The 11217-nt window shown below is 67.0% G+C and carries 10 protein-coding genes; 1 reads left to right on the top strand and 9 read right to left on the bottom strand.

Annotated features, from left to right (window positions below):
* Positions 1-250: 250 nt before the first annotated feature.
* The 9 genes from AC1D2E_RS32680 to AC1D2E_RS32720 all read right to left on the bottom strand — a co-directional run bounded on the left by AC1D2E_RS32680 (position 251) and on the right by AC1D2E_RS32720 (position 10380).
* Positions 251-1015, bottom strand: a complete 765-nt coding sequence (locus AC1D2E_RS32680; protein ID WP_478201254.1) for an enoyl-CoA hydratase — start codon at positions 1013-1015, stop codon at positions 251-253.
* Between the two features lie 49 nt (positions 1016-1064).
* Positions 1065-1658, bottom strand: a complete 594-nt coding sequence (locus AC1D2E_RS32685) for a 2-hydroxychromene-2-carboxylate isomerase (RefSeq protein ID WP_478201255.1) — start codon at positions 1656-1658, stop codon at positions 1065-1067.
* Between the two features lie 55 nt (positions 1659-1713).
* The gene (locus AC1D2E_RS32690) at positions 1714-2544 is read right to left on the bottom strand and encodes an acyl-CoA thioesterase (RefSeq protein ID WP_478201256.1); all 831 of its coding nucleotides are present in this window, start codon (positions 2542-2544) and stop codon (positions 1714-1716) included.
* Between the two features lie 28 nt (positions 2545-2572).
* Positions 2573-3475: an alpha/beta hydrolase family protein gene (locus tag AC1D2E_RS32695; protein WP_478201257.1), complete on the bottom strand. Its 903-nt coding sequence runs from the start codon at positions 3473-3475 to the stop codon at positions 2573-2575.
* Between the two features lie 60 nt (positions 3476-3535).
* A complete protein-coding gene (locus tag AC1D2E_RS32700; RefSeq protein WP_478201258.1) occupies positions 3536-4732 on the bottom strand; it encodes an acetyl-CoA C-acyltransferase in 1197 nt (398 codons plus the stop codon).
* Positions 4733-4851: 119 nt separating this feature from the next.
* Positions 4852-7278, bottom strand: coding sequence for a 3-hydroxyacyl-CoA dehydrogenase/enoyl-CoA hydratase family protein (locus AC1D2E_RS32705; RefSeq protein ID WP_478201259.1), 2427 nt, complete (start codon positions 7276-7278; stop codon positions 4852-4854).
* Between the two features lie 121 nt (positions 7279-7399).
* Positions 7400-7834, bottom strand: a complete 435-nt coding sequence (locus tag AC1D2E_RS32710; RefSeq protein WP_478201260.1) for a DUF2147 domain-containing protein — start codon at positions 7832-7834, stop codon at positions 7400-7402.
* A 5-nt stretch (positions 7835-7839) separates the two neighbouring features.
* Entirely contained in the window at positions 7840-9636 is a 1797-nt protein-coding gene (locus tag AC1D2E_RS32715; protein WP_478201261.1) for an acyl-CoA dehydrogenase C-terminal domain-containing protein, read from the bottom strand.
* Positions 9637-9702: 66 nt separating this feature from the next.
* Positions 9703-10380, bottom strand: a complete 678-nt coding sequence (locus tag AC1D2E_RS32720) for a TetR/AcrR family transcriptional regulator (protein ID WP_478201262.1) — start codon at positions 10378-10380, stop codon at positions 9703-9705.
* 149 nt (positions 10381-10529) lie between these two features.
* On the opposite strand from AC1D2E_RS32720, the gene AC1D2E_RS32725 reads away from it, so the two are divergent.
* Positions 10530-11072, top strand: coding sequence for a CPCC family cysteine-rich protein (locus AC1D2E_RS32725; protein WP_478201263.1), 543 nt, complete (start codon positions 10530-10532; stop codon positions 11070-11072).
* The last annotated feature ends 145 nt before the right edge of the window (positions 11073-11217 follow it).

Raw genomic sequence — 11217 nt, forward strand, 5'->3', positions numbered from 1 at the left:
CACTTCGTGTAGCCCGCCCACCCCCTACCGGGGGCGCAGTCAGCGGCCCGGCGAAGCCGGTTCCGCGACTGCCCACCAACAGGCGTGCGCTGCGCGCCGCCGAAGACAATCCACAGCGCTAGTATTCCGCGGCCGGCGCAGCCAGGCCCGTTGGTGAAACACCGCGGAACCGGCTTCGCCGGGCCGCTGGTGTTGCCCCCGGTGAGGGGGTGGGCGCCCCGACACGAAGTGCGGGGCAACCTGGGGGAGATCAAAGGTTCGAAAAATCCGGCTTGCGCTTTTCCATGAAGGCCGTGAAGGCCTCGCGCGCCGCCGGCTCGCGCAGCATGCGCCCGAAGCTCTGGCCTTCCTCGGCCATGCGCTCGAGCAGCGCCGGCTGCTGCGACTTCTTCATCAGCCGCTTGGTCTCGATCAGGGCGCTCAAGGGCTTCGCCGCCAGCTTGCGCGCCTGCGCCTGGGCGATGCCATTGGCCTCGGTCGGCGGCACCACGCGGTTGACCAGGCCCACTTCGAGCGCCGCTTCGGCCATGAAAGGTTCACCCAGCAGCAGCGCTTCGGCCGCGCGGTGGTAGCCGAACATCTGCGGCACCAGCAGGCTCGACGCGGCTTCGGGGCACAGGCCCAGGTTCACGAAGGGCATCGAGAAGGCCGCGTTGTCGCCGGCATAGACGAGGTCGCAGTGGAACAGCATCGTGGTGCCGATGCCCACCGCCGGACCGCAGACCGCGGCCACGATCGGTTTCGGAAAGCTCGCGATGCCGCGCAGGAAGCGGAACACCGGCGACTCCTCGGTCGATGGCGGCTGGTTGAGGAAGTCGCCGATGTCGTTGCCGGCGCTGAAGATCGTGGCGTCGCCCTGGATCAGCACCGCGCGCACGGCGCCGTCCTGCTCGGCCTGCACCAGCGCATCGGCCAGCGCGCCGTACATCGCGCTGGTGATCGAATTCTTCTTGTCGAGTCGGTTGAAGGTCAGGGTCATCACGCCGGCTTCGGTGTGGACGAGGATGTCGCTCATGGTGGATCCTTGCTAAAAAAATGAATATCAGGCCGCCGCCGGGCCGCGGTCAAGCAAGCGCCTCGCGGACAAAATCGAGCCGGTCCTGGCCCCAGAACATCTGGTCGCCGACGAACAGGGTGGGAGCGCCGAACACGCCACGCTGCACCGCCTCCTGGGTGGTGGCCTTCAGCTGGTCCTTGACCTCCTGCGCGTTGGTCAGGGCCAGCAGCTGGCCGGGATCGAAACCGGCCGCCTGCAGCACGGCGCCGACGGTCGCGGCATCGTTGAGGTTCTGCGGCTCGACCCACATCGCGTGGAACATCGCATCCACATAGGCGCCGAAGCGCTCGGGCTCGCGCATCTGCAGGCCGGTGGCGCCGCGCATCAGCAGCAGCGTGTTGATCGGGAAATGCGGGTTGTGCCTGAAGGGCACGCCGTAGCGCAGGGCAAAGCGCTTCAGGTCGGCGTGGAGGTAGGGCCGCTTGGCCGGGATCTCCGCCGGCGAGTGGTTGCCCGTGGCCTGGAACACGCCGCCGAGCAGCATCGGCTTCCAGACCAGCACCGCCCCGGTGTCGGCGCACAGCTGCGGCAGCTGGGTGTAGGCGAGGTAGGTGGCCGGACTGCCGAAGTCGAAATAGAAGTCGACGGATTTCGTCGTCATGCGGGTCTCCTGGTCGTTCTCTTCATTGTCGCAACACCGGCGCCCCTTCGGTCGCTCACTCTTTGAAGTAGACGATCTGGTTGCTGGTGGCCAGCAGCGCCCCCGACTCGCTCCAGAGCTGCGCGGCCTGGTCGAAGTAGCCGTTGCGGAACTGCTGCCCGGTGGCGCGGCCCAGCAGGTAGCCGGTGCCCACCTCGGCCAGCAGTGCGGCGTCGGTGTGGAAGTAGGTCGTGATCGACACCGTGCCGATCGGCACCGGCGTGGCGCGCCGCAGCCAGACCCGCGGGTAGAAGGTGTCGCTGAGCGCCATCAGCGCGGCGAAGTCCAGCGGCCGCGGTTCGGCGTCCCGCAGCCACATCCGCGTCTCGCTGGCCTCGCCGCTGCCGTCCCACACGGTCGGGATCGCACCGATGATCGGCCGCATCTCGTACTGGTGGGGCCAGGCGGCCCTGGACGGACCGAGGCTCGCGCGCTCGACTGCCGACGGCGGCGGCCCCTCGGGCATCGGCAAATCGCTGGTGCCCCAGGTCTCGCGCCGCAGCGCGGTGACCGCGGTGCCGGTGGTGGTCACGTGCGGCTTGCCGTCGGCGCCGGCCTGCGACATCTGGATCGTCCAGTGCTGGGTCGAGCGATTGGTGCGCACCGGCACCGCGAGCACCTCGAAAGCGCCCTCGCCCACCGCTGCCGCGTAGTTCACCGTGACCGCCACCGGCTCGCCGAGCAGGTCTGGATGACGCAGCACGGCCTGCAGCATCACCGCGGCGGTCGTGCCGCCGAACGGGCCGACCATGTTCCAGTAGTCCGGGCTTGTGGCACCGGTGAAGCACCCCGCCTGGATGTCGCTGTGCGCCAGGTCGAGGGCCTTGTCGAGAGGGTGTGTCTTCATGGTCGCAGTGTGCCTCCGTGGGATGGGGTCATGCAGTCGTGTGCGGGACGCTCCTGCCCGGTGCCGTCAGCGCCGCCAGGTCGTGCAGGCTGTCGGCCACCCGCGGCCACAGGCTGTGGCTGAACTGCTCCCGGAACAGGCCGAAGTGCCCGATCCGCCGCGCCTGCACGTCGGCCGGCGCGATGCGCTGCACTGCGCGCGGCGCGCCGGCGTAGAAACTCAGCAGGCTCCGCGTGCCTTCCAGCGTCATGAGTTCGTCGTCGACGAAGGACAGCGCCAGCACCGGGAAGCGCACCTGCCCATAGCTTCGCGCGGCGACCTCGCCCTCGGCGCCGAGGCTGTAGCGCGGGTTCAGGCACCAGCGCCGCCATTGCAGGATCACGCCGCGCGGCAGGTCGCCGACCTTGCGCAGCCTGCGACCCGGGAAATAGCCCCAGAGGCGCGTGGCCAGCGGCACCACGAAGAACCAGAAATAGAGAATGCTGCGCTTCAGGCGCGGCGCGTTCTCGCGCCAATAGCCGCTGCCGGCGGCGATGCTGAGCAGGCCATCGACCTGCTGCGGACGTTCGAGGAAGCCAGGCAACTGGGCGCCGAGGCTGTGGCCCAGCAGGTAGAGCGGAATGTCGCGCCCACCGGCCTTGGCCGCATCGATCACGGCCTCGTAGTCCCGTGCCCAGTCGAAGAGGTCGGCCTCGAAGCCGCGCAGCGAATCGGACGCATCGGCGGGACGGGAATCCCCGGAGCCGCGATAGTCGAAGGTCCAGACCCGCAATCCCTGTTGCGTCAGCCAGCGTGCGAACGGCTCATAGAAAGCCTGCCGCACCCCCATGGCGCCACCGATCACCACGCTGGCGCGCGGCGGCGCCTCGGGTTGGTAGACACGTACGGCGAGCAGCGTGTCCTCGCCGACCTGCAGACTTCTTCGTTCCATGCTTGTCTCCTCGTTGTTCGAAGCTGCCGGACCGCCGTCCGGCCCCAAGCGCGAGCGGCGTCAGACGCGCTCGAAGATCCCCGCCGCGCCCTGCCCCATGCCCACGCACATSGTSACCATGCCGTACTTGAGCTTGTTGCGCTGCAGCGCATGGATGACCGTGGCCGAACGGATCGCGCCGGTGGCGCCCAGCGGATGGCCCAGCGCGATCGCGCCGCCCATCGGGTTGACCTTGGCCGGGTCGAGACCCAGGGTGTTGATCACCGCCAGCGACTGCGCGGCGAAGGCTTCGTTGAGTTCGAACCAGTCGATCGCATCCTGCGTCAGGCCGGCATAGCGCAGCGCGGCCGGGATCGCCTCGATCGGACCAATGCCCATGATGTGCGGCGGCACGCCCTTGCTGGCGAAGCTCACGAAGCGCGCCAGCGGCTTCAGGTCGTACTGCTTGCAGGCCTTCTCGCTGGCCAGGATCAGCGCGCCGGCGCCGTCCGAGGTCTGCGAGCTGTTGCCGGCCGTGACCGAGCCGCGCGCCGCGAACACGGTGCGCAGCTTGGCCAGGCCTTCGAGCGTGGTGTCGGGCCGCGCGCCCTCGTCGAGGCTGACGATGCGGCGCTTGGCCCTCGACTCGCCGGTGGCGAGGTCGGGCGAGCGGTCGGTGACTTCGATCGGCGTGATCTCGTCGGCGAACTCGCCGGCCTGCTGGGCGGCCAGCGCGCGGCGGTGCGACTCGAGCGCGAAGGCATCTTGTGCCTCACGGCTGACCTTCCACTGCTGCGCCACCTTCTCGGCGGTCAGGCCCATGCCGTAGGCGATGCCGACGTCGCCTTCGCGCTCGAAGATCGAGGGCGAGAGGGACGGCGAGTTGCCCATCATCGGCACCATGCTCATGCTCTCGACGCCGGCCGCGATCATGACCTCGGCCTCGCCGACGCGGATGCGGTCGGCCGCCATCTGTACCGCCGACAGGCCGGAGGCGCAGAAGCGATTGACGGTAATGCCGCCGATGCTGTTGGGCAGGCCGGCGAGCACGGCGCCGATGCGCGCCACGTTGAGGCCCTGCTGCGATTCGGGGATCGCGCAGCCGCAGATGATGTCCTCGATGGCCTTCGGGTCGAGACCCGGCACTGCCGCGAGCGCCGCCTTCAGCGTGGTCGCGAGCAGGTCGTCGGGACGGTAGTTGCGGAAGAAGCCGCGGTGCGACTTGCCGATCGGCGTGCGCGTGGCGGAGACGATGTAGGCATCTTGAATCTGTTTCACGAGGAGCTCCTGAATTCTCTCTTTTCGGGGAACACCGCGGAACCGGCTTTGCCGGGCCGCAGGTGTTGCCCCCTTGAGGGGGTGTCCGGCTACACGCAGTGAGCCGGCTCGGGGGTGGACTAATTCCTCACGGGCTTGCCGGTCGAGAGCATGCCCATGATTCGCTCTTGCGTCTTGGGATGCACGATGAGCGAGCAAAAGGCCTTGCGCTCGAGCGTCATCAAATACTCCTCGGTCACCAGCGCGCCGGCATCGATGTCGCCGCCGGTGACCACTTCGGCGATCAGGCCCGCGATGTGGAAGTCGTGCGCGCTGATGAAGCCGCCGTCGCGCATGTTGACCAGCTGGCCCTTGATGGTCGCGGCACCGCTGCGGCCCGCGACCTTGAACATGCGGCGCAGCGGCGGGCGCCAGCCGGCGTCGGCCATCGCCTTGGCCTGCTGCAGCGCGACGTAGAGCAGCTCGTCCTTGTTCGGCACGACCACATCGCTGCCCCGCAGGTAGCCGAGCTTCTTCGATTCGAGCGCACTGGTACCGACCTTCGCCATCGCCGCGGCCGTGAAGCCCTCGGTCAGGAAAGGCAGCAGGTCGGAGCCGGTCGATGCGGCCGCGTTCTCGGCCGCACGGCGCGCGATGTAGGTCAGGCCGCCGGCGCCCGGGRTCAGGCCCACGCCCACTTCAACCAGGCCGATGTAGCTTTCCATCGCGGCGACACGCTTCGCCGAATGCACCGCGAGTTCGCAGCCGCCGCCGAGCGCCATGCCGCGCACGGCGGACACCACCGGCACGCTGGCGTAGCGGATCTTCAGCATGACCTTCTGCAGTTCTTCTTCGGCGCCTTCGACCGCGCCGATGCCCGCGACCACGAAGGCCGGCAGCATCGCCTGCAGGTCGGCGCCGACCGAGAACATCTCGTCGGGCGACCAGATCACCATCGCCTTGTAGTCCTTCTCGGCCAACTCGACGCCGGCCGCCAGGGCCTCGGCGACGTCCGGGCTGATGGCATGCATCTTCGAGTGGATGCTGGCGATCAACACCTCGCCGTCCAGCGTCCAGAGGCGCACGTCGCCCTCGTCCTGGATCGTGGTGCCGGCCTTGTCGGCATCGGGCGCGTCGGCGCCGAGCACGCTTTCGGGGAACAGCTGGCGCTCGTGCACCGGCAGCTTGCGGGCGGCGACGAAGCTGTTCTTCGATGCGCTCCACGAACCGGCTGGCGTATGGACGCCGCCGGCTTCGGCCACCGGGCCTTCGAACACCCACTTGGGCAGCGGCGCAGTCGACAGCGCCTTGCCGGCATCGATGTCTTCCTGGATCCAGGTCGCGACCTGCTTCCAGCCTGCTTCCTGCCAGAGCTCGAACGGGCCCTGCTTCATGCCGAAGCCCCAGCGCATCGCGAAGTCGATGTCGCGCGCGCTCTCGGCGATGGTCGCCAGATGCACCGCGGCATAGTGGAAGCTGTCGCGCAGGATCGCCCACAGGAACTGGCCCTGCGCGCCTTCGCTCTCGCGCAGCAGCTTGAGCCGCTCGGGCGCCGGCTTCTTGAGCATGCGGCCATAGACCTCGTCGGCCTTGTCGCCCGAAGGCACGTAGTCGCCCTTGGCAAGATCGAAGCGCAGGATGTCGCGCCCGGCCTTCTTGAAGAAGCCGGCCTTGGTCTTCTGGCCCAGGTTGCCGAGCTCGAGCAGCTTGGCGAGCACCGGCGGCGTCGCGAAGTTGGGGTAGAACGGATCGCTCTTCTCGTCAAGGTTGTCCTGCAGCGTCCTGACCACGTGGGCCATCGTGTCGAGGCCCACCACGTCGGCGGTGCGGAAGGTGCCCGAGCTCGCGCGGCCCAGCTTCTTGCCCGTGAGGTCGTCCACCACGTCGGGCGTGAGGCCGAACTTCTCGACTTCCTTCAAGGTCGCCAGCATGCCGGCGATGCCGACCCGGTTGGCGATGAAGTTGGGCGTGTCGTGCGCCCGCACCACGCCCTTGCCGAGCGCGCTGGTGACGAAGGTCTCGAGCTGGTCGAGCACCTCGGGTTCGGTGGTCGGCGTGTTGATCAGCTCGACCAGGAACATGTAGCGCGGCGGGTTGAAGAAATGGATGCCGCAGAAGCGCGGCTTGAGCGCCTCGGGCAATGCCTCGCTGAGCTTGGTGATCGACAGGCCCGAGGTGTTCGAGGCCAGGATCGCGTGCCTGGCGACATGCGGCGCGATCTTCTTGTAGAGATCGAGCTTCCAGTCCATGCGCTCGGCGATCGCCTCGATCACCAGGTCGCATTCGCCGAGCTTGGCGAGGTCGTCTTCGTAGTTGGCCTGCTCGATCAGGCCAGCGTCGGCCACGTCGGCCAGCGGCGCGGGCTTGAGCTTCTTGAGGTTGTCGATGGCACGCGTGACGATGGAATTCTTGGAGGAAAAAGACGGGGCTGACGCCCCGTCTCCTTGGGTGGCGGGAAGGTCGAACAGCACGACCGGCACGCGCACGTTGACGAGGTGGGCCGCGATCTGCGCGCCCATCACGCCGGCGCCGAGCACGGCGACCTTTTTCACTTGGAATCTGGACATAACTTGCCTTCGAAGTTCTGATTCTGTTCGGGAAACACCGTGGAACCGGCTTTGCCGGGCCACCGGTGTTGCCCTCTTGAGGGGGAAGCGGCTACACGAAGTGAGCCGCCGCGGGGGTGGGCTACTGACTACGGTTCCAGGTTTGGGTGCGCCAGAAGGGCCCGAGGTAGCCGCGTACTTCCAGCTTCTTGCCGCCGTCGATCGGCGTGAAGCTGGCGCGGTATTCCTTGCCGTTCTCGGGGTCGAGGATCTTGCCGCCTTCCCAGACCTCCTTGCCCTCGGCCTTCTTGCCGCCGCGGATGATCTCCAGCCCCGTGATCGACTTGCCTTTGCGCTCGTCGGTGCACTCCTCGCACACCGCATCGGGCTTGGCATCCTTCTTCAGCGACTTCTCGATGCGGCCCGCCAACGCGCCGCCCGATTCGGCGATGCGGATCTCGGCCTTGGCCTCGCCGGTCTTGTCGTCGATGCTGCGCCAGACGCCCACCGGGCTCATCTGGGCCACGGCCGAGGCGGCCGTGGCCGCCAGGGCGATCGCTGCGAGCAGGGCTTTCATGGCGATCAGGCCAGCGCCGCGTCGGTGTTCATCAGCGGGGCGCTGCCGGCGCGCGCGGTGCGCATCAGCGTCGCGGTCTCGGGGAACAGCTTGGCGAAGTAGAAGCGCGCGGTCTGCAGCTTGGCGACGTAGAACGGATCGGTGTTGCCGGCCGCGATCTGGCGCAACGCGGTGCGCGCCATCAGCGCGAACATGTAGCCGAACACGAAATGGCCGGCGACACGCAGGTAGTCCACCGCGGCGGCGCCGACTTCATCCGGGTTCTGGAAGCCCTTGAAGCCGATCTCGGTCGTGAACTTGGTGAGCTGCTCGCCCAGCACCGCGACCGGCGTGATGAACTCGCTCATCTTCTCGTTGACGCCCTCTTCCTCGACCAGCTTGCCCACCAGCTTGCCGAACTTCTTCAGGGTGGCGCCGTTGTTGCCCAGCACCTTGCGGCCCAGCAGGTCCAGCGACTGGATGGTGTTGGTGCCTTCGTAGATCATGTTGATGCGGTTGTCGCGCACGAACTGCTCCATGCCCCATTCCTTGATAAAGCCGTGGCCGCCGAAGACCTGCATGCAGGCGTTGGTCGCGGTGTGGCCGTTGTCGGTCAGGAAGGCCTTGACGATCGGCGTCAACAGCGCGACCACCTCGCCCGCGTCCTTGCGCACCTTCTCGTCGGGATGGTTGTGCTCCTTGTCGAGCAGCAGCGTGCAGAAGATCGCCAGCGCACGGCCGCCTTCGGCGTAGGCCTTGGCGGTCATCAGCATCTTGCGCACGTCGGGGTGGACGATGATCGGGTCGGCGTCCTTGTCCTTGGCCTTCGCGCCCGACAGCGAGCGCATCTGGGTGCGGTCCTTGGCATAGGCCAGCGCGTTCTGGAAGGCCACTTCGGTCAGGCCCAGCGACTGGTTGCCGACGCCCAGGCGGGCCGCATTCATCATCACGAACATCGCCGCCAGGCCCTTGTTGGGCTGGCCGACCATCGTGCCGGTCGCGCCTTCGATCACCATCTGCGCGGTGGCGTTGCCGTGGATGCCCATCTTGTGCTCGAGGCCACCGCAGTAGATCGGGTTGCGGCTGCCGAGCGAGCCATCGGCCTTGACGTTGAACTTCGGCACCACGAACAGGCTGATGCCCTTGCTGCCCTTGGGCGCGTCCGGCAGGCGGGCCAGCACCAGGTGGATGATGTTCGACGTCATGTCGTGCTCGCCGGCCGAGATGAAGATCTTGTTGCCGGTGATCTTGTAGCTGCCATCGGCTTGCGGTTCGGCCTTGGTGCGCAAGAGGCCGAGGTCGGTGCCGCAGTGCGGCTCGGTCAGGCACATGGTGCCGGTCCATTCGCCGCTGGTGAGCTTGGGCAGGTAGGTCTTCTTCTGCTCGTCGGTGCCGTGCGCGGCCAGCGCCTCGTAGGCGCCGTGCGACAGGCCCGGGTACATGGTCCAGGCCTGGTTGGCCGAGTTGAGCATCTCGTAGACGCACTGGTTGACGGCATAAGGCAGGCCCTGGCCGCCGTAGGCCGGGTCGCAGGAGAGCGCCGCCCAACCGCCTTCGACGAACTTGGCGTAGGCATCCTTGAAGCCCTTCGGCGTCTTCACTTCGTGCGTGCTCTTGTCGAGCACGCAGCCTTCTTCATCGCCGCTGATATTGAGCGGAAAGGTCACCTCGGAGGCGAATTTGCCGCCCTCCTCGAGGATCGCGTTGATGGTGTCGGCATCGACCTCGGCGTGCTTGGGCATCGCCTTGAGTTCTTCGGTGATGTTGAGCACTTCATGCATCACGAACTGCATGTCGCGAAGAGGCGGGGTGTAGGCGGGCATCGGCGGGTCTCCGGAAAAAGAAGAAGAGAAGAGAGAGAAAAAAACGAAAGAGGCAGGCCGCGCGCCTCAGCGCACGGTCTTGAGGCGGCGCGCGGCGGCGCCCGTGGCGGGGGCAAGGTCGGTGGCGCTGCGCGCCAGGATGTTGTCGAAGCCCGCGTTGGCACGCGCCAGCGAATCGGGCGAGCGCAGGAAGCGGGCCTCGTAGTGCAGGGCCAGGATCAGTGCGTGGATCTCGAAGGCGATCTGCTTGGCGTCGGCGTCTTCGCGCAGGTGGCCCTCGGTCTGGGCCTGCAGCACGGCGCGGTACATCGCGGCCAGCCAGGTATTGACCGAGTCGGCCAGGGCGTCGCGGACCGGGCCGGGCCGGTCGTCGAACTCGACCGCGCCGCTGATGTAGATGCAGCCCGAGTCGATCTCGGCCGAGGTGCGCTTCATCCAGTTGGCGAACATCGCGCGCAGCCGCGGCAGGCCGCGCGGGCTGCTCATGGCGGGGTAGAACACCTCCTGCTCGAAGCGCTGGTGGTATTCGCGCACTACCGAGATCTGCAGTTCCTCGCGCGAGCCGAAGTGGGCGAAGACGCCCGACTTGCTCATCTGCGTGACCTCGGCCAGCGCACCGATCGACAGGCCCTCGAGGCCGATCTGCGCCGCCAGGTTGAGCGCCGCGTCGATGATGACGGCCTTGGTCTGCTGGCCCTTGGCGGGCGCGCGGGAAGGCTTGGCGGAGGCGGCGGTGTCGGACATCGGTGGGCGAAAGGAATAAAACGAACGGTCGTGCTATTTTGCAGGAGATTTCCAGGTTCCCAAAGCGGAAAGACCCACTGGCCTGGCGGGTCTTTAGTTTGTTGCGGCCAATTGCGTGGCGCCCGCTTTGGCAGTGATTTGCACTTGCTATGGCAGCAACTTGCGTTTGCTTTGGCAGTGAAGTTAGTGCACGCTTTTTCACATCGGTTGGCAACTTGGCGCCAGCTTGGCAGTCGGTTATCTCAACCGGACGGCGGTTGTATGCTCCGAGGCCCCTGTTGGCTGAAGCCACTTCACCGCAGCGCTCGCAGGAGGCTTTGCGTTCAGGATCTGGTCGTGCGAAAGTGAATCGCGCCGCAGAGAGGCCCGCTGTCGGCCACAAGCCGCCGTTCACCAACACGCTCCAAACAGATACGAAAACGGCCAGCCACGTCAGTTCCGAGACCAAACCTGGTCTGCCCTGTCCATGCTGCTACCACCTCACCCTTTCGGAGCGAGGCGGCTTCGAGATATGCCCAGTCTGTTTCTGGGAAGACGATGGGCAAGACGAGCAAGATGCCACTGTTGTTCGAGGGGGCCCCAACGGCACCACGAGCCTGTCACAAGGGCGGGCGAACTACCGAGCTTTTGGAGCCAGTGACCTCCGGGCCCGTCAACATGTACGGCGGCCCTACGCGCACGAGTTGCCCTGACGGCTCGCGGCCCAGTCATTCGAACCAGACTGCGTTTGTAATCGCCCAATCCGGGTTCCAAAGCTCAAGGTCGCACGGCAATCTCGTTCTTAACCGCCTTCACGCCTTTCACACTGCGCGCAATGCTGTCCGCCGTGGACTTCTC

Source organism: Variovorax sp. P1_H2, assembly GCF_056405295.1.